The organism is Actinomadura craniellae (assembly GCF_003289645.1).
Lineage (GTDB): Bacteria > Actinomycetota > Actinomycetes > Streptosporangiales > Streptosporangiaceae > Actinomadura_D > Actinomadura_D craniellae.
The window spans coordinates 24,563-42,657 of sequence record NZ_QLYX01000005.1; the positions used below are offsets into that span (position 1 = coordinate 24,563).

Genomic DNA, 18,095 nt, shown 5'->3' on the forward strand with positions numbered 1-18,095 from the left:
GGCTCAGGCCCAGTAGCGGCGCAGCCGCCAGGTGTCCGGGGAGGCCACGATCTCGGCCATGCCCGCGGCGCCGTCGGCGGTGGTGACGCCGACCCGGTAGAGCCGCGCGTCGCCCGGCATCTGCCAGACCGACAGCACCTGCCGGACGTGCATCCTGCGCCCCCGCCAGGTGATGGCGGCGGGATGCCCGCCGACCCGGGTCTCGGCGCTGATCGGTTCGTCGTACAACTGGCTCACGGACCCCGAGCTTATCGAACGCGAGTTCGAAAACAAGGTGACGCGCCCGGGGTCCGCGTCTCGATCAGTCGGAGTCGGAGACGAGCTTGGTCGGCTTCCCCTTCCGCGCCCTGGCGGCCCGGGCCAGCGGTTCGGCGGCCCGGGCCAGCAGGGGGCCGATCACCGCGAGCATCAGCACGTACGCCGCGGCGAGCGGCCCCAGCTTGGGGTTCGTCCCGGCGGCGACGGCGAGCCCGGCGATGACGATGTTGAACTCGCCGCGCGGGATCAGCGCGCTGCCCGCCCGGAGCCGTCCGGTCGTGGCCACGCCGGCGCGCTTGGCCGCCACCCACCCGCTGCCGAGCTTGGTGGCCACCCCGATCACCGCCAGCAGGGCGGCGACCCCGAGCACCGGCGGCAGGTCCGCCGGGTCGGTGTGCAGCCCGAAGAAGACGAAGAACACCGCGGCGAACAGGTCCCGCAGCGGGATCAGCAGCTCGCGCGCCTGGTGCGCCAGCGGCCCGGACAGCGCGATGCCCACCAGGAACGCGCCGACCGCGGCCGACACCTGGAGCTGCTGCGCGATGCCCGCGACCAGCAGCACCAGCCCGAGCACCTTGAGCAGCAGCACCTCCTGGCTGGGGCTGGCCACCAGGCGCTCGACCTTGTCGCCGTGGCGCAGCGCCACCAGCAGGATGATCGTGATCGTCGCGGCGGCGATGCCTAGCGAGGTCGCCCCGCCGATCAGCCCGGCACCGGCCAGCAGCGTCGTCAGGATCGGCAGGTAGGCGGCCATCATCAGGTCCTCGAAGACCAGGATGGACAGCACCGCCGGGGTCTCCCGGTTGCCCAGCCAGCCCAGGTCGCCGATCACCTTGGCGGTGATGCCGGAGGACGTGACGTAGGTGATGCCGCCCATCGCCACCGCCGCGACCGGCCCCCAGCCGAGCAGCAGCGCGGCGGCCACCCCCGGGGCGGCGTTGACGACCAGGTCGAACAGGCCGGCCGGGGCCGAGGCACGCAGGTTCCCGACCAGTTCGCCGGCGGTGTACTCCAGGCCCAGGGTGAACAGCAGCAGGATCACGCCGACCTCGGCGCCGGTGGCGACGAAGTCCTCGCTGGCCTCCAGGTCGACGATGCCGCCGGCGCCGAAGGCCAGGCCGGCGAGCAGGTAGAGCGGGATGGGGGAGATGGAGAACCTGGTCGAGATCGCGCCGAGCAGGCCGAGGCCCAGGATGATCGCACCGAGTTCGATCAGTTGCATGGCTCCGTGCATGCGCGGCTATCCCGTTGCCAGGATCTCGGCGACGGCCTCGGTGCCCTCGGCCGTCCCGACCACCACGACGATGTCGTCCGCGTGGAAGTCGAAGTCCGGCCGGGGGCTGGCGATCACCTCTCCCACCCGCACGACGGCCACGATCGAGGCTCCGGTGCGGCTGCGTGCCTGGGTGTCGCCCAGCGTCCGGCCGTCGAAGGGGGAGCCCGGGGCGAGCGGGATCTGGCGGGTGACCAGGCCCTCGACCTGCCGGCTCAGGTCGGCCTGGTACTCCACGATGCGGGCGGTGTCGAGCAGTTCGGCTATGCCGCTGGCTTCGTCGGGTGTCAGCTTGACCGTCACGGCCGCGCTGTCGGGGTCGTCACGGTCGTAGATCACCAGGTCCCGGCGGCCGGTCCGGTGGGAGACGATCCCGATCCGGCGGCCGCGGGAGGTGGTGAGCACGTGCTGGAGTCCTATCCCGGGCAGAGCGGTCCGTTCGACATCCACGACGCGTTTCCCCTTCGTTCTCGATGACCGGACGGCCGATCCGCTCGACCCGGTGACGGCGCACGACCTTACCCGCCACCGACCCAGGCTTTTCTCACCCCTGCGGGCGAACCACCAGAAACCTACCTGCTGCCCCTCCGACCGCATGAGCCGCACGGAGCGTTCCCAGCTTTCCCTTTTCGTTACGACAGCGTAGTTGGGCTGTTTTCAAGCATTTCGTCCCCTGGCGCCTAGAATTCGGCTCAGTTCAACGGGGCCGGGGGTCACACATGGCAGAGATCCATCACTTCTCCTATGGGCCGCTGACGCCCGTACTCGCCTTGCTGCTGTCGTTCGCCGGCTCCCTGCTCGGCCTGCGCTGCACCGTGCGCGCGCGGGACGTCGAGGGGCGGGCCAGGGCCGGCTGGCTGGCGCTGGGCGCGGTGGCCATCGGCGGCACCGGAATCTGGGTGATGCACTTCATCGCCATGCTCGGGTTCGAGGTGCGGGGGATGGAGATCCGCTACGACGCGTTCCTGACCCTGCTCAGCGCCCTGGTCGCGGTACTGGTCGTCGGGGCGGGCCTGTTCATCGTCGGTTTCGGCGGTTTCCGGCCCAGGCCGCTGCTCGGCGGCGGGGCGCTCACCGGGGCCGGCGTGGCGAGCATGCACTACCTGGGCATGGCCGCGATGAACATGTCCGGCCACGTCGAGTACAACCCGCTCCTGGTGGTCGCGTCGGTCCTGATCGCCCTCGTGGCGGCGACCGCCGCCCTCTGGTTCTCCGCCCGGCTCAGCGGCGGCTGGACGACCACCGGAGCCGCCGCGATCATGGCCGTGGCGATCAGCGGCATGCACTACACCGGCATGCTGGCCATGGAGGTGCACGCCGACCCCGCCCTCGGCGCTCCCTCGGGCGCCACCGCGCTGGACTTCCTGCTGCCACTGTTCCTCGGGGTCAGCCTGGTCAGCGTCCTGCTCATGCTGATCATCGCGGTCTCTCCCCGCGACGCCGACGCTAACTGACCCTCGCCCGCCCGGGACGGTGGGTGGTTCGGGCAGGTCCAACCTGGTCACTGGCCCGGACGCCCGGACGCCCGGCGTTCATGCGGTCCAGATGACGCATCGCCTGGATCTCCCGCCTCGCCCCCGAGGCGGTCGGGGCCGGGGACCCGGATGGCGGGTGCCAGCCACAGGCGCAGGAAGGCGCGTAGTTCGTCGGGTGACCGGGGCGGGCCGGGGTCGATCACGAAGGACTGAAGGGTGCGCAGGTAGATCTCCACGATCTGGTCCTGCCGGCGCCGGTCGATCCCCAGGGCGTGCCAGTCCACGGGGAGCCGGGCCATGAGCGTGCGGGTGAGTTCGGACGGGGTGGCGGAGGTGAACTGCCGGGTGATGTGCGCCTGCTCGCGCACGAAGAGCGCCGACAGGTGCCGCTCCTGGTGAAGCCGTTCCAGGGTGAACGCCAGGCACTCGACCAGCATCTCCGCCGGTTCGGTGAAACCGCTCACGCGCGCGGCCATGCGGTCGATGAAGGTGTCGGCCGCGCTCACGGCCATGGCCTGGAAGAGGTCCTCCGCACTGGGGAAGAGGCGGTAAACCGTCTGCCGCGTCACACCGAGTTCCGCGGCGACGTCGGCGAGGCCGGTCTTCGCCGCCCCGTGCCGGTCGATGCAACGCATGGCCGCCGCGATGATCCGTTCCCGCGCTTCGTCGTCGTCCGAGGGAGGCTCTCCCCGCCATCCCCGATTTCGCATGTTCCCCATTCTGGCGTGCCGGGCCCCTGGCACGACCGCGCCTTCCCAGGGCGCTGGAGCCGATATACAGTCTCATCATACATCTCATCCAACTTGTGTATGACCAGGATGACTGTGGCTGGAGGGCGTGCGGCATGACGAACGACGCAGGGCTCGACCCGCTGTTCGGCCAGGAAGTGGTCGAGAACCCCCACAACTACTACCGGCGGCTCCGCCAGACCGATCCCGTCCACGAGGTGGCCGGGACCGGCACTTTCGTGGTGACCCCGATGGCCCTCATCCACCAGGTCGTGGGCGACCCCGAGACGTTCTCCAACATCTCCAGCAGGTTCCTGCACCTGGGCGAGTGGCCCGAACCGGCGCTACGGCCCGCCATGTCCGGGCTGTCCGACGGCGACGCCAGGGTCTCGGTCGCGACGACCGACCCTCCCGACCACACGCGGCTGCGCAAGGTGGTCGTCCGCAGGCTCGCGGCGGGCAACGTCCAGCGCATGGAGGGCGAGTTCCGCACACTGTTCACCGACGCGCTGTCGGAGGCCGGCGCGGACGGCCGTCTCGAGTGGATGAGCCGCGTCGCCGAGCCCCTCCCGATGGTCATGGTGGCCCGCGTTCTCGGCCTCCCCGACGCGCTGGCCCCCGAGCTGAAACAGCAGGGCTACGCGATGGTGGAACGGATCAGCGGGTTCGTGCCCGAAGAGCGCATCCAGCCGCTGGAAGACGCGGGAGTCGGTGGCCTCGTACCCGTCATCGAGGCGTACACCCAGGCCAAGGAAGGCACGATCGACGATGCGAACGGGCTGATCGGCATCGTCAAGCGGGCGGTCGACGACCAGGAGATCAGCGATCTGGAAGCCTTCGGCATCCTCAGCGTCATCATCGCGGCCGGCGGCGAGTCCACCACCAGCCTGATCGGCACCGCCGCCCGGATCCTGGCCGAACGGACCGACCTGCAACAGCGACTCCGCCGCGAACCTGATCTCGTTCCCACCTTCGTCGAGGAAGCCCTCCGCCACGACCCTCCGTTCCGGGGCCACTACCGGGTCGCCACCCGCGACACCGAACTCGGTGGCACCGAGATCCCCGCCGGATCCCACCTCCTGCTGGCATGGCCCGCGGCCAACCGTGACGACGCGACCTACCCCGACGCCGACCAGATCCGCCTGGACCGGCCCAGGCCCCGCCAGCACGTCGGCTTCGGCTGGGGCATCCACCTGTGCGTCGGAGCACCACTGGCACGCATGGAAGCCAAGGTGGCGATCGAAGCCCTCCTCGCGCACACTCCGCGCTTCCGCCTCGACCCCGCCCAGCAACCCCTGCGCTACCACCCCAGCCTCGTCGTCAGGCGACTCGCCGCCCTACCCCTCCTCCTGAACTAGCCACCACCGCGCTCTCCACGACGTAACCCCCGGCACCCTCGACTGTTACGGCAGCCGTCAGCTCAGTGTCGTTCTCTGCCTCTCGGCGATCCCGCCCAGGGCTACATGGTGGGAATCGAGCAGGGTGGAATCGAGGACCTGGCGTCGCTGGAGCGATACCCGCACAACCCCGTCCACCTGGCAGGAGATCCCGAGATCGCCCCGCGACGGTCACTCGAACAGGTGCCGGTTGGCCCGGCTCCAGGTAACCCGCCGGTGCAGTTCGCCAAGCGACCCCTCGGCGACCCAGCGGACCTGGGGCTGGTGCCCCGCCTCAGCCAGCCTGCGGACCTGCTCGATCCCGTCCCGCTGAACGTCGATGACCGCGTCCACCAGACCCGGGGTGGCGGTGAGGCCGTAGGCGCCGGCGAACAGTTCCAGCCGCCGGCGCCGGTCGGGCGGCTCCGGGTAGCGCAGCCAGCGCAGGCACTCGGCGTCGTCCCGGAACGGCGCGACGTACTCCAGCGCGTAGGCGACGTCGTGCAGGCGGCCCGCCGGCCGGGCGTAGTCCCAGTCGAGCATCCCGGCCGGCCGCTCGCCTCGCCAGACGATGTTCCACGGACCGAAGTCGCCGTGGCAGATCACTTCGCCCTCCGCCGGCCCGGTCCCGCCGGTGTACCACCTGAACCCACCGGACGGCCGGAAACCGGCCACCGCGTCGTGGTAGTCGCGCAGCAGGCGGGCGAAGGCCGTCAGACCCGCGGCGCCGACCACCCGGGCCCAGCCCTCGGGACCTGACTCACCGTCCAGATAGGTGAGGATCTCGCGCCCCTCCTCGTCGATCCCCAGCACCCGCGGCGAGTACGGGAAGCCGACATCCTCCAGGTGGCGAAGCAGCTCATGGACGGCCGGCGTCCAGGGGTGAACGGGCCTGCGGACGGTGTCCCCGAGACGCACCACCCTGCGATGCGGCGCGTCCTGCAACACGTGCTCGTCCGTCACGTATGCCGACACTACGCGCCGCCGCAGTGGGAAGGCCGGGTGTGACCTACAGGCCGAACAGGACCCTGGGACCGAAGGTCCGCTAGGAGGAGCCGTCGGGGACCGGCTTGGCTGCGGACACATTGCCGATGGCCCCCTTGAAGTCCGGGCATTCGACGATCGGCTCATGGTCACAGACGGCGACGTGCCGAAGACCGTCGCGCAATCGGGTGAGCTGGTCGATCTGTTCATCGAGGGCACGGGCTTTCGCGGCCATGCGGACGCGCAACTCTGGATCGTCGGCCCGGGCCGAGAGGAACCGGCCGATCTCGGCGACCGAGAACCCGGCGCTACGCGCACACGTGACCAGCCCCAAGCGCTCCAGTACGTCCGGGTGATAGGTGCGGCGCAGCCCGTTGCGTGCCGTGGCGGTGATCAGGCCCTTCTTCTCATAGAACCGCAGCGCCGAGGGCGCCAGCCCGGACCGCCGCGCCACCTCGGCGATGTCCAGCAACGCCGGATCCATCAAGGCCTCCTTGACTTGAACCGCACTTCAAGTAGCAGTGTAGGCGCCATGAAGATCCATCACCTCAACTGCGGATCCGTCCGGACGATCGAGGCCACCTACAACGGCCCACCACCCGCCCCAGCGGTGAACCACTGCCTGCTGGTCGAAACCGACGCCGGCGACCTGGTTCTGATCGAAACCGGGCTCGGCCTGGACAACGTCCGTGACCCGGGCGGCACGCTCGGCACCGACTGGGTCGAGATGGCACAGCCCGCGCTCCACGAGCAGGAGACGGCCGTCCGCCAGGTCGCCCGGCTCGGCTACGACCCCTCGGACGTGCGCCACATCATCGTCACCCACCTGGACGTGGACCACTGCGGCGGCCTGCCCGACTTCCCCGACGCCCAGGTTCACGTGCTGGCCGCCGAACTCGAGGCCGCGTCGACCCAAGCGCCCAGTTTCCGTTACCGCCCCGCCCACTGGGCCCACGGACCCCGCTGGGTCACCTACTCCACCGCGCCGCAGGAGCAGTGGTTCGGCTTCACCGCGATCCAGCCCCGGGAACTGCCACCACAGATCAAACTGGTCCCGCTCGGCGGCCACACCGCCGGTCACACCGGAGTCGCCGTGCACGACGACGACCGGTGGCTCCTGCACTGCGGCGACGCTTACTACTACCACCGCGAACTCCAGGAATCCAAGGAACCCCACCCGCTGATGGATCTCGTCCAGACCAGTTCGGAGGTGCACCGCGACCTGCGGCTCGGCACCCAGGCCCGGCTGCGGGAACTGGTGCGTGACCACGGCGACGAGGTCGAGGTGTTCTCCGCGCACGACCCGTGGGAACTGGCCCGCTACCACTGAGCAGGGCCCACCGCCCGACCGATACGGCCGACATCTTCGCCCGGCGGATCGACGGTGCCGCGTAGGCCAAGTCCATGAGCAGCGCGCTCTTCGGGTCCTGAGGCGGCCGTGGCTCCCACGGCAATGGAAAACGCCCCCGGCGGTCTCCCGCTGAGGGCGTTGTGACTGGTCAGAGAAGCGCAGCCGAAGGGATTCGAACCCCTAACCTTCTGATCCGTAGTCAGATGCTCTATCCGTTGAGCTACGGCTGCCGGTCCCGGGCCTATGACCTGGGGTTTTATTGTCGGACGGAATCTTAGCACCTTCGCACATTAGTCAAAGAGCATATGATTCCGGCCCGGTCAGTGCCCCAGTCTAGGGCACGCGCGGCCGTTGCACGAACCAGTAGGACCCCTCATGCCCAACGTCGCCGCGTTCGATCCCGACCACCGCCGCCACGGCGGAACCTCTCGCTTCCGCCCGACCGCGGTCACCTCGACCGCCCCGGAGCCCCCGCCGCGGCAGCGTCCGGAGCGGGTGGCCTCGTGGAGATTTACTGCGCGGCGTCGATACCGGCGGAGGTCTTGTCAAATCGGTGGCGGGGATTTCAGCCGATGTGCAACGGTACGGACACCGAAAGCGGCCCGACCGGAACCATCGAGAGGCCTCCCGGCGGGTCCCATCTGAGGAGAACCCTTGATCCGCATCCCGAACACCCGGCTGCTTGGCGTCATCGCGGTGGGAAGCGCGCTGTTCGTCTCCGCCACCGCCTGCGGTTTCGCCAGCAATACCGCCGCGTGCAACGACATCAAGAAGGAGGTGCAGTCGCTGAGCTCCTCGGCGTCCACTCTGGTCAGCAACCCGGCGGCCGCCGCCACGGCGTACTCCGACACGGCGACCAAGGTCCGTGACCACGGCAAGAAGGCCGGGGGCGACGTGGAGACCGCGGCGAACAAGCTCGCCACCGAGTTGGACAACCTCGCCAACACCCTGCGGGCCGCCTCCTCCGGCACCCCGCGGATGCCGAACACCACCGCCTACATCAACGCCGCCAAGCAGGTGGACGCGGCCTGCTCGTAACGTTCCGCCGGGCCGCTCCTGCTCCGGGGAGCGGAACGCCGGTTCGGGTCTGTTTCCCGCTCCGTCCCGGCTATCCTGGTACATCACGGCTCCAGGCCACGCTTTGCCGGTGGGTCCACCTACCGATAATCTGTGTGCGGCCTGTAGGGCCTCAGGAGGCTTCGCCTAGTCCGGTCTATGGCGCCGCACTGCTAATGCGGTTTGGGTTTACCGCCCATCCGGGGTTCAAATCCCCGAGCCTCCGCAGCTCAGAACGCTCCCGCCAGGGTCACCGACCCCGGCGGGAGCGTCTTTTTGTCCACTGGTGTGGCCAGGGGAAGCCCAGATCGACCAAGTTCACCGACACGGTGAGCTGACCGGGAGCTTCACCCAGGAAAGCATGAGGCCCGTGGCAGGCTGATCATCGTTATGTGCTCAGGAACATGATCCGAAGATCCTGCCGGGCGAGCGGAGTGGGGGCACAGGTGAGCCGTCCTGCCGGTCAGTGTGTGGTTGTTGCGTCCTTCAACACGCGTGGAGTACCGGTCGTCGGCTCGAATCTCACCGAACGGTACCGCGCGATCGCGGCGGCCTTCGAGTCCTCCGACGTTGACGTCGTTGCCTTCCAAGAGGTGTTCACTTACTGCCACCTGCGGCGCCTGACGGCAGGCATGCCCTCGTTCCGCCATCTCGGCTACCAGCCTTCTCCGGTCGGACCGGCTGCAGGACTGGCGACCCTGTCCCGGCTGCCCATCACCAGGTGCGGGTACCAGCGCTTCCCCCTACCGCAGCCCGACCCCGCCTTGCCTCGACTCACGCGGTTGAAAGCGGCACTGAAAGGGTCGCTGACCACGGCCCTGGCCCGGTACCGGCTGCGTGTGATCAATACTCACCCCGTGGCCAACGAGGACGGCGACTGGTCGGAGTCCAACCGCTTCCACGACCTGCAGCAAGGGCAGCTCACCGACCTGGCCCAGTTGGTCCGGGAAGACCCGGTCCCGACGATCGTGTGCGGCGACTTCAACGTCGCCCACAACAGCACCCTCCACTGCGACTTCATGGCCGCCAGCGGGCTGGTCGACGCCTTTGCGGGCCGGTGCCCCCCGACCTTCCACGCCGCCTATCTGAGCCCGGGCCGGACCCCGCACTGCATCGATTTCATCCTGACCACGGATTCGATCGAGATCGAAAGCACCGCAACCCTCTTCACCGACCAGGAACCACTGCCCAGCGGGCCGTCCCACCTGTCGGACCACATCGGGCTGCGCGCCCGGGTACGCCTGGTCGGCTGATGTTCCGCGCCGCCGCTCGGTTCGCCCTGACCTTGGTTCGCCCTGACCTCGGTTCAGCCCATGACCCGAGGCGAAGCCGGCAGGTGGTGCTTGAGCGCTTGACCGCCATCTCCGTGGCCACCGCCAGCACGCACAGCACGGCCTTCGCCAGCAAGGTCAGCCCGACGCCGAGCAGGAGGTGGCCGCCGACGACGCCCGCGCTGCTGCCGTTTTGGTTTCCATGATGGTGCGCCAACCGGGGTGTTTCACTCCGAGCACAAGTCGAACCGTGTGGGTCGATCGCCTCGTTGCCGCGTTCCGCATGGCGACGGACGGCTGCCCAGGGCGGTCCGGTGGTGCCCGCCTCCGACCGTTCGAGGTGGCTGAGAACCGGTGAAGAAGCGAGAAGGCACGCCATAACAACCATGCGGCAGGGCCGTATGCGTCCGAGCCCTCCTTCCGTGCAGCGTCCGCCGCGGCGGGCCTCCGTGGTGTTCGTGTTCAGGTCATGATCGCCGGTCGAGGATCGTGGCGAGACATCGTTCGGCGGGGCTGAGGTCGGCAGGTGGGGTGATGGATTCGGGGGGCCTGCGGTAGAGGTGGCCGAGAGGGCTGATCCAGGTGGTCCAGCCGCGGGCGTCACGGGTCACCGTCCAGCCGGCGTCCTTGAGGTCGTGGCACCAGGGGCATTTGGCGTCGGTGTTGTCGGGAGTGGTGGGTCCGCCGTGGGCGTGCGGGACGATGTGGTCGATTTCGGCGCGGCGGGCGGGGACGCGGCAGCCCGGTCCTCGGCAGGTGCGGTCACGGGCGATGACGTAGGCCCGGTCACGAGGGGTGAGGAAGCGGCGGGGGTCACGCCAGGGCGGTGCCGCCCGCTCATCGAGGTCGCCGGCCGTCACCGGCTCTGACGGTTTCGCCGGTACTGGGGGGTTCACCGCCCGTGCGGGACCGGTGGAGGTGCCGTGGAAGTCGCGGTGCGGATCCTCTGTTCCAGGGGTGGACTGCTCCGCTGGTTCGCATGAGTCCATTGCTCGGATGGGATCGGTGGACCTGGGCCGGATGGCTGGCCCGGTGACGTACGGCGCGGAGGCGGTCGTCGGCCGAATGGCACCGCCTTCCGGGCAGCTCGCATCCCCCTCCGACCGAGTGACACCAACCCCCGGCTGACTGGCGCCTCCCTCTGGCTGACTGACGCCACCCTCCGTCTGGGTGACGCCTCCCGCTGGCCGGACGGCACCTCCCTCCGACCGGAGGGCACCTGCCTCTGGCCTGGCGGCGCCTCCCTCCGACCGGAGGGCACCTGCCTCCGACCGTGGAGCATCTCCCTCTAGCCAGGGGGTAGCGGAGCTGGTGGTGCCACCGGGGCCAGTGGGGCGTTGGCGGGTGGTGCCGTGGTGGAGAAGCCGTCCGGTGATCGGGTCGGTGACCGAGTATGTCCAGGTCGTGTCGGGGGTGCGTGCGGCCTGAGTGGTGATCTGGCGGGCGATGTCGGCGATGACCGGGCCCCACCCGTCGAGGTCCGCGACGCGGTCGGCCAGGCCGAGCAGGGTGGGCAGGTCGGCGGTCAGTTCCACCACTCCGCGCCGGGCTACTGGACCGGGGCCGTTCCAGGTACCGTCGAGCAGGCCGAGGTAGACGTCGGCGCGGATCTGGTCCATCGGGCGGGTGTCACCGGACCGCTTGGTCGCGCGGGCGATCGCGTCGACCCGCTCGTAGGCGGCCGCGGCAGGGCCGACCGGCAGCCCGGACCCGGTCAGGTACGCGGTACCGTCCCAGGATGTGCCGGCCGTCACCTTGCATTCGGCCACGCCCTGCTCGTAGTTACACCTGCGCACCTCGGGGTCGGCTTCCATGGCCAGCCGGCGCAGCCGGTACGCCAGTTGCCCGGTCGTCAGTGCCGGAGCGTCCGGCAGCACCTGGGCCGTGACCTGTCGGGCGGTGGGCTCGGGCAGCGTCCTGGTCTCCCGCACGAACACCTTCGCCCGGGGCACGTCGATCAAACCGTCGAGCAGTGCCGAATGGACGGCGGGAAGGCGCTCGACGATCAGCCATGCGTCCTCCAGTACGCCGCCCGCCGTTGATTTCGGCATCGTCAACGCGGCGGCGACCTCGGCGGTCGCGAACTTCGTGAGGTCGGTGTCGCACACCCCTGGGAGGCCGGCGATCTCATCGCCCACCCGGTCGGCCACCGCTACCAGAACCGCGTACAGCCCGGCCTGCTCGTGGGCGACCTGCCGGGCCCTGGCCCGCAGCATCACCACCGTGTCGTACCCCGACAGCCGGGTCACGTCCACCAAGGCCAGTGCCGCGGCCAGCTCCGGGCCTGGCGGTAACTCCGCCAGCGCTTCGGGCAGGACGGCACCACCCTGGGGAACCACCTCCGAGAGCACCTGACCCACCTCCGCAGGATTCGAACATATGTTCACACAGTAGCAGGCTGGCCACTCAGCGCAATGGCTTTCGCAAGGCTTCCGGCCGGCCGGACGGACGCCGGGCTGCGCGGGCCGGCGGATCGCTGGGCCCGGAACTCGCCCTGGCTCGCCACGGCACCAGGCCACACGGCCCGGTGGATCCCGCCCGGGCCTGGATGAGGGGTGGCGAGAACCAGCCCTCATCCAGGCCTGGGCGGCAGGGTCGGCGGGAGCGTCGCCCGCCTACTCGGCGACACTCCTGAGCAGGAGCACCGCATGGCCGGCGAAGCGCCGCTCCGCTTCCGGGGCATCGTCGAAGTCCCAGATATGGCGGAGGAAGGGGTCGTCGCCGACCCAGCGGGGGTAGCCGGTGTGGCCTGGCTGGAGTTCGATGTCAGCCGGCCTGGCCGCGATGTCGATGGGAGAGCCGTCGGGTGTCGGTTCGCCGCCGGCGAGCACGTCCCGGATGGAGCCGGGTCGCCACCGGTAACCCTTCTCGATCTTCGCCAGGGTGGGCGGGGCGAAGTTTCGCCGCCTGACCTTCTCGATGTCCTGGACCAGCTTGTAGTTCAAGCCGGTGGCCGCGCAGAACTTCTTGCGATCGTCGTATTCCGAGCCGAGGTGCACCCGGCGCTCGACAAGCAGGTGGCTCAGGCGCCGCCACGGGTCGTCTGCCGAGTCTGTCGGCATAGGACAGCCCCCTCCAGGCATCGCGTGAATCGAGATGTACTCAGTAAGACTCTAAGAGAGTAACGGACATTTCATCGAACCATCCTGGTCATGAGAGCAGAGCCCGACTCCTTGCAGCTCACAGTGCTGAAAGTAGGACTCGACCGGCCCGGGAGCGGGCTTGCCCACAATCCAACTGAGTCCTACTGTCTCCGTATGCCTCCTACACCCACGGCCGTCCCCAACGGGGTGCGCATCAGGGAACTGCGGGAGGGCACTGGCCTGAGCGCCGCCGAACTCGCCCGCAAGCTCCGCCGCCATGTCACCACCATCCAGAACGCCGAGCGCGGCAGACCCGTCTCACTGATCTTGATCGGCCAGCTCGCCCGGGCGCTCGGGGTCCCACCGGTGGAACTCATCGCCGTCGAGCCGGCGGCCGACAGGCCGGACCAGACCGTGCGGTGACGAGGGGATCAGCGGCGGTGTGCCTGGTCCCGGATAGGGTGCGCCTGTCCCCGCTCAGCGGGGCGGAGGGCCCAGAAGCCGTCCAGGTCCGCCCTCGACGGCACCCGGTCGAGGGCCGTACCAGGGGGTGGGCGGAGCCGGGGCGAGGATGCCGGCGGGGGTGTGCCCGGCGACGGGCACGTCGCGGAGGGTTTCGCGGGCGCTGACCGGCGGGTGGCTCTGCAGGGGCACGGTCGGGTGGTCGTGGCCGGGTGGCGGTGGTTGCTCGCGCATGCCCGCGAAGGGGTTGCGCCAGACGAACGCGCGGGGTGTGTGCCAGCCGTAGTGCAGGCCGAGTAGCCGCAGGCCGATGGCGAACATGGCGGTGACCACGGCGGTGAAGGCGTTCAGCGCCCCGAGGGCGTCGAGCACGGCCACCAGGCTCGCGCCCACCAGGGCGGGCAGGATGTAGAGGTCGCGGCTCCACCGCAGCAGGGCCGGGACCTCGGCCGCGAGCACGCTGCTCAGCACCCCGCCGCCCACGGCTCCGGCCATGCCCAGCGGGATGGCCGCGGTCAGGCCGAAGCCGTGGGTGAGCGCCTTGATCGTCCCGGTGACGCTGAAGAGGCCCAGGGCCGCCACGTCCAGCAGGTCGACCACCTCGGGCAACCGGTCGTGGCGGTGGATGCGGGAGCTGAAGAAGACGGCCAGGGCCGCGGTGACGGGCACCAGGTGGTAGCCGAGGTCGGTGAAGGCGACCGGTGTGACCCCGATGACCAGGTCCCGGAACAGGCCTCCGCCCAGGCCCGCCGCCTCGGCCATGATGATCGTCCCGAAGATGTCGAAGTCCTTGCGGACGGCGAGGAACGCACCTGAAAGGGCGAACGCGAAAATGCCCAGCAGGTCCATCGAATAGAGAACGACGTCACTCAACGTACTTATCGGCATGGCTCCCTGCTTTCGACGCACCGCAGCAGCCGGTCTGCGCTCCAAGGCCGTTACGACCTGGCGCTGATCGCACCCTTAATTGTGCACAGGAGGATCTGACACCGTACATCGGGACGCCCATGCCGGGAACGGTGGATTTCCGATGGACGCCGGCCCAGAAAAGCCTCTGAACAGCCAGGATAGGCGACTCCATGAATCCGCTGGCGGCATTCCTCGAACGCCCCGAATCGGATGACGTCCCACCTCACCAAGGACGCGATCCGGATTCACACCGGATCACTTGCGGGTCTGGGCAACGGCACAGGAGCCCGTTCCGAAAGGGCAGCCGAATTGCCCTTCCGTCCTCCCTGTCGGGCTCATCGTCCCGGCGCCGGGACGATGCGGCCACGTACCTCGCCGAAGCCGATCCGGCCGCCGCCCGTGCCGGGTGCGGTGGCCGAGATCGCGACCTCGTCGCCGTCGAGCAGGAAGGTGCGCTCGTTCCCGTTCACCGTGACCGGTTCCCGGCCGTCCCAGGTCAGTTCGATGAACGCGCCGCGCTGGTCCCGCTCGGGTCCGGAGATCGTGCCCGAGGCGTAGAGGTCGCCGGTGCGGGTCGCGGCGCCGTTGACGGTCATGTGGGCGAGCATCTGCGCGGGCGACCAGTACATCTGCCGGTACGGCGGCCGGGCCACCTCCTGGCCGTTCCATCCGACGGAAAGGTCCACGTCCAGCCCCCACGGCTGGTGTTCCCGCAGGTAGGGCAGCGGTTCCGGGTCCTGGACGGGGGTGTTCACCCGGGCCGCCGCCAGCGCGGGGAGCGGGACGACCCACGGCGCGACGGACGTGGCGAAGCTCTTGCCGAGGAAGGGGCCCAGCGGCGCGTACTCCCAGGCCTGGATGTCGCGGGCCGACCAGTCGTTGACGAGCACCGCACCGAACACCCGCTCGGGGAACTCCTCGCAGGTCACCTGGGTGCCCAGGGGCGAGCCGACACCGACGACGAACCCCAGTTCTGCCTCGATGTCGAGCTTGCGGGACGGGCCGAAGCCGGGCCCGCCCGCACCGTCGGCCGGCCGCCGCTGGCCGAGGGGGCGCACGATGTCCGTCCCCGACACCACGACCGTGCCGGCGCGGCCGTGGTAGCCGACCGGCAGGTGCTTCCAGTTGGGCAGCAGCGGCGCGGCGTCAGGGCGGAAGATCCGGCCGAGGTTGGTGGCGTGGTGCTCGGACGCGTAGAAGTCCACGTAGTCGGCGACCTCCACGGGCAGGTGCAACCGCACCTCGCCGACCGGGTGCACCGCGGCGTCGGGCACTCCGGCCGAGACCAGTTCGGCGATCCGCTCCCGTACCTGCGCCCAGCGCTCGGGCCCCTGCGCCATGAAGGCGTTGAGCGCGGGGCGGGCGAACACCTCGTCGCCCAGGGCGACGGCCAGGTCCACGACGGAGTCCGCGACGCGAACGCCGACCCGGGGCGCGGTCCCCGGGGTGGAGAACACGCCGTAGGGCAGGTTGGCGAGCCCGAAGAGCGACCCCTCGGGGATGTCGATCACGGCCATGTACGGGTTCCCTTCTCCGCCGGCGGCCGGGGCGGCGCCGACGGTCGATGATGCCGCAGGGCGGGAACCGGACGCGGACCGGGACCCGCGGTGCCTCCCGATCGGTACCTCCCCGCGAGGCCGGTGGGGGCACGTGCGGTTATGCGCACTCTCAGGGATCGACAAATCCCGCGGCGAGCGCCGGACCGGGCCGGTCGGTGACTGGTTGCATCGGCCCATCGGTACAGGTCTCTTCGGGGGAGGTGGTCCGCCGTGGCGGAACTCGGCGGCCGGGACACGGATCGATCGGTTCGGCGAAGAAGGCTCGGCTCAGTCGTGGCGGGGACCGTGCTGGGCACGGCCCTGTTCCAGGGCCCGGCGTCCGCCGCCGAGAACCCGTGCCGGTCCTCCCTGCGGATCCTGAGCGGCACGGCCCTCTGCGAGGACGTGCTGCACGGCGTCGTGCCGGACCGCACCGCCGGGTGGGTCGCGGAACGGCCCCTGCCCGGCGACCCGCGGACGGCGCGCCCCGCGAAGCCCGTCCGGAAGGCGGAACCACGGCACGAGCCGGCCCAGCGGGAAAGCGTCCGGCGGACCTGGGCGGAGCCGGACTGGACCGTCCAGGCCGAATCCGTCCGGCGGACCGCACGGGAGGAGGACCGGACCGGCCCGGACCTGCCTTCGCCGGCCCCGGCCGAGGTGGCGCCGCGGCGGACCGGGATGCCCTGGCTGCTGGGCGGCGGCCTGCCCGCGCTGTTCCTGCTGTTCGCCGGGACGGCGTTCGTCGGGCGTCGCCGGCTCGGCCTGCTGCGCCCCGCCGACCACGAGGACTCATCTGTGATGGATTTGCATGCACTGCCCGGCCTCGTGCTGGCCGGCCCGGGAGGCGAGGACGCCGCCCGCCACATGGTGATCGACGCGCTCGTCCGCACCGACGAGCACATCGAGGTCATCATCGACCAGGCCGACGCCGAGCACCTGCTCGAAGCGGGCCCGGAGGCCGAAGACCGGTTCCCCTATCTGGTGATCACGGCCGGGCCGGCGCAGACGCGCTCCTACCTGGAGACTCCCGGCCCGTACCGTCTCGTCATCACCAGCGGTGACGGCGCCGACCTGGCCGATGTCCGGCAGGCCACGATCGTCGCCCTGACCCCCGGCGCGTACCCGCCGGTGGAGGTCGCGGAGGACGGGGCGGTCACCGTCCCGCCCGGCGGCCCGGCGCTGCCGGCCCGGCTGCCCGTCCTGCCGCTCCCCGAGGCCTGTGCCAGGCTGCACCGGGACTGAGGTCAGCCGCGCCGCAGGGTGTAGGGACGGACTTTCCCCAGCCCCTGGAGGTGGCGGGGACGCAACCCGGAGGTGGCGTACGGCGCCGTGTTCGCCAGGGTCAGCGCCAGGGCGGAGTCGACCAGCACCGACCCCGAGTAGGCGATCGCGGTGAGCCGGGCGGCCAGGTTGACCGGGGTGCCGAACACGTCGCCGAGCCGGAGGATGACCTCGCCGTAGGCCAGGCCGACCCTGACCCGGGGGAAGGCGGCGTCGGCGTCGCAGCGTTCGGCGATCAGCAACCCGATCTCGGCGGCCCGCGCGGGGTCGTCCGCGGTGAACAGCACCTCGTCGCCGAGCGTCTTCACCAGCCGCCCGCCCAGCTCGGCGATGATCTCCGCGGCGACCGCCTCGAACCGTTCCACGAAGCCGGCGAGTTCGTCGCCGTCCATCTGGCGGCTGAGCCGGGTGAAGGAGACCACGTCGGCGAAGCCCACCGTGAGCAGCGCGGTGCCGGCGCCCGGGTCGGCGGTCGCCGCGGCGGCGGTGGACATCGTCCGCAGCCCGGCCGCGGCGAGTTGCCTGCGCCAGCCGTGCATCAGCAGCCGTTCGAAGGAGGGGCGCAGCTCGGCGGTGGCGGTGAGGGCCGCGGCGACCAGGGTCTCGTCGACCGGTTCGCCGTCCGGGACGGCCTCGGCCATCCGTTGCAGCCAGACCCCGCCCAGCCAGTTCGCCAGCCGTCCCATGGTGGTGCCCACGGCGCGGGACAGGGTGAGCACCATCTCCTCGTCGATCAGGTCGCTGCCCAGCAGTTCCCGGATCTCGCGCAGCGCCTCGACGTCGTGGTCGGTGAAGGCGATCTCGTCCTCGCCTGGTGCGGGGAAGCCGAGGGCCCGCCAGATGCGCAGCCCGAATTCCTGCGAGATGCCCGACAGCTGCTCGACCTCGGCGCGGGTGTGGCGGGGCGGGCCGCCCAGCAGGATCTCCACCACGTCCTGGTCGGATGTGGACACCAGCGACCTCCCCGCACCGAGCCGAATTGACCATCATCCTATGGGCCATCAACCAATGTAACAATGGCATCGTAAGATCTGGCTGGTCCGGGCTCGA

18 protein-coding genes and 2 tRNA genes are annotated in these 18,095 nt (G+C 70.3%); 8 read left to right on the forward strand and 12 right to left on the reverse strand.

Annotated elements, in window-relative coordinates; genetic code table 11:
- Nucleotides 1-3 precede the first annotated feature (3 nt).
- The 3 genes from DPM19_RS12275 to DPM19_RS12285 form a co-directional block, all read right to left on the reverse strand.
- Nucleotides 4-237, reverse strand: coding sequence for a DUF6504 family protein (locus DPM19_RS12275; protein WP_146778836.1), 234 nt, complete (start codon nt 235-237; stop codon nt 4-6).
- Between the two features lie 64 nt (nt 238-301).
- Complete coding sequence (locus DPM19_RS12280; protein WP_407642515.1) at nt 302-1,480, reverse strand: cation:proton antiporter; 1,179 nt, start codon at nt 1,478-1,480, stop codon at nt 302-304.
- Nucleotides 1,481-1,498: 18 nt separating this feature from the next.
- Nucleotides 1,499-1,981: a cation:proton antiporter regulatory subunit gene (locus DPM19_RS12285; protein WP_199485044.1), complete on the reverse strand. Its 483-nt coding sequence runs from the start codon at nt 1,979-1,981 to the stop codon at nt 1,499-1,501.
- 269 nt (nt 1,982-2,250) lie between these two features.
- On the opposite strand from DPM19_RS12285, the gene DPM19_RS12290 reads away from it, so the two are divergent.
- A complete protein-coding gene (locus DPM19_RS12290; protein ID WP_111866491.1) occupies nt 2,251-2,985 on the forward strand; it encodes an MHYT domain-containing protein in 735 nt (244 codons plus the stop codon).
- A gap of 47 nt (nt 2,986-3,032) precedes the next feature.
- Here DPM19_RS12290 and DPM19_RS12295 read toward each other — a convergent pair whose 3' ends face one another.
- Nucleotides 3,033-3,716, reverse strand: coding sequence for a TetR/AcrR family transcriptional regulator (locus tag DPM19_RS12295; RefSeq protein WP_111866494.1), 684 nt, complete (start codon nt 3,714-3,716; stop codon nt 3,033-3,035).
- A gap of 134 nt (nt 3,717-3,850) precedes the next feature.
- Here DPM19_RS12295 and DPM19_RS12300 point away from each other — a divergent pair, with 134 nt between their 5' ends.
- Entirely contained in the window at nt 3,851-5,092 is a 1,242-nt protein-coding gene (locus tag DPM19_RS12300) for a cytochrome P450 (protein WP_111866496.1), read from the forward strand.
- A gap of 210 nt (nt 5,093-5,302) precedes the next feature.
- Here DPM19_RS12300 and DPM19_RS12305 read toward each other — a convergent pair whose 3' ends face one another.
- Both DPM19_RS12305 and DPM19_RS12310 read right to left on the reverse strand, forming a co-directional pair.
- Nucleotides 5,303-6,073 carry an aminoglycoside phosphotransferase family protein gene (locus DPM19_RS12305; RefSeq protein ID WP_199485045.1) on the reverse strand — a complete coding sequence of 257 codons (771 nt, stop codon included), beginning with the start codon at nt 6,071-6,073 and terminating at the stop codon, nt 5,303-5,305.
- A gap of 82 nt (nt 6,074-6,155) precedes the next feature.
- Nucleotides 6,156-6,578 carry a MerR family transcriptional regulator gene (locus DPM19_RS12310; RefSeq protein ID WP_111866499.1) on the reverse strand — a complete coding sequence of 141 codons (423 nt, stop codon included), beginning with the start codon at nt 6,576-6,578 and terminating at the stop codon, nt 6,156-6,158.
- Nucleotides 6,579-6,626: 48 nt separating this feature from the next.
- Between DPM19_RS12310 and DPM19_RS12315 the strand changes: the two genes are divergently transcribed.
- Nucleotides 6,627-7,424, forward strand: a complete 798-nt coding sequence (locus DPM19_RS12315; RefSeq protein WP_111866502.1) for an MBL fold metallo-hydrolase — start codon at nt 6,627-6,629, stop codon at nt 7,422-7,424.
- 178 nt (nt 7,425-7,602) lie between these two features.
- Here DPM19_RS12315 and DPM19_RS12320 read toward each other — a convergent pair.
- Nucleotides 7,603-7,675, reverse strand: a tRNA-Arg gene (locus DPM19_RS12320).
- Between the two features lie 424 nt (nt 7,676-8,099).
- Here DPM19_RS12320 and DPM19_RS12325 point away from each other — a divergent pair.
- From DPM19_RS12325 to DPM19_RS12335, 3 genes are all read left to right on the forward strand, one after another.
- A complete protein-coding gene (locus tag DPM19_RS12325; RefSeq protein WP_111866505.1) occupies nt 8,100-8,483 on the forward strand; it encodes a hypothetical protein in 384 nt (127 codons plus the stop codon).
- 154 nt (nt 8,484-8,637) lie between these two features.
- Nucleotides 8,638-8,727 (forward strand) — tRNA-Ser (locus tag DPM19_RS12330).
- Between the two features lie 178 nt (nt 8,728-8,905).
- Complete coding sequence (locus DPM19_RS12335) at nt 8,906-9,754, forward strand: endonuclease/exonuclease/phosphatase family protein (protein WP_233510142.1); 849 nt, start codon at nt 8,906-8,908, stop codon at nt 9,752-9,754.
- A gap of 485 nt (nt 9,755-10,239) precedes the next feature.
- Here DPM19_RS12335 and DPM19_RS12345 read toward each other — a convergent pair whose 3' ends face one another.
- Together DPM19_RS12345 and DPM19_RS12350 are read right to left on the reverse strand one after the other, a co-directional pair.
- A complete protein-coding gene (locus DPM19_RS12345; RefSeq protein WP_158566772.1) occupies nt 10,240-12,123 on the reverse strand; it encodes an HNH endonuclease signature motif containing protein in 1,884 nt (627 codons plus the stop codon).
- A 264-nt stretch (nt 12,124-12,387) separates the two neighbouring features.
- On the reverse strand, nt 12,388-12,834 hold the full coding sequence (locus DPM19_RS12350; protein ID WP_111866513.1) for a hypothetical protein: 447 nt from the start codon (nt 12,832-12,834) through the stop codon (nt 12,388-12,390).
- 195 nt (nt 12,835-13,029) lie between these two features.
- Between DPM19_RS12350 and DPM19_RS12355 the strand changes: the two genes are divergently transcribed.
- Nucleotides 13,030-13,278, forward strand: a complete 249-nt coding sequence (locus DPM19_RS12355; protein ID WP_158566773.1) for a helix-turn-helix domain-containing protein — start codon at nt 13,030-13,032, stop codon at nt 13,276-13,278.
- Nucleotides 13,279-13,332: 54 nt separating this feature from the next.
- Here the strand turns inward: DPM19_RS12355 and DPM19_RS12360 are convergent, their stop codons facing one another.
- Together DPM19_RS12360 and fahA are read right to left on the reverse strand one after the other, a co-directional pair.
- Entirely contained in the window at nt 13,333-14,190 is an 858-nt protein-coding gene (locus DPM19_RS12360) for a trimeric intracellular cation channel family protein (RefSeq protein ID WP_233510071.1), read from the reverse strand.
- A gap of 371 nt (nt 14,191-14,561) precedes the next feature.
- Entirely contained in the window at nt 14,562-15,743 is a 1,182-nt protein-coding gene (fahA, locus tag DPM19_RS12365) for a fumarylacetoacetase (RefSeq protein ID WP_111866521.1), read from the reverse strand.
- 315 nt (nt 15,744-16,058) lie between these two features.
- Here fahA and DPM19_RS12370 point away from each other — a divergent pair, with 315 nt between their 5' ends.
- Nucleotides 16,059-17,006 carry a hypothetical protein gene (locus tag DPM19_RS12370; RefSeq protein ID WP_111866524.1) on the forward strand — a complete coding sequence of 316 codons (948 nt, stop codon included), beginning with the start codon at nt 16,059-16,061 and terminating at the stop codon, nt 17,004-17,006.
- A 2-nt stretch (nt 17,007-17,008) separates the two neighbouring features.
- Here DPM19_RS12370 and DPM19_RS12375 read toward each other — a convergent pair whose 3' ends face one another.
- The gene (locus DPM19_RS12375; RefSeq protein WP_233510073.1) at nt 17,009-17,998 is read right to left on the reverse strand and encodes an adenylate/guanylate cyclase domain-containing protein; all 990 of its coding nucleotides are present in this window, start codon (nt 17,996-17,998) and stop codon (nt 17,009-17,011) included.
- Nucleotides 17,999-18,095: the final 97 nt, after the last annotated feature.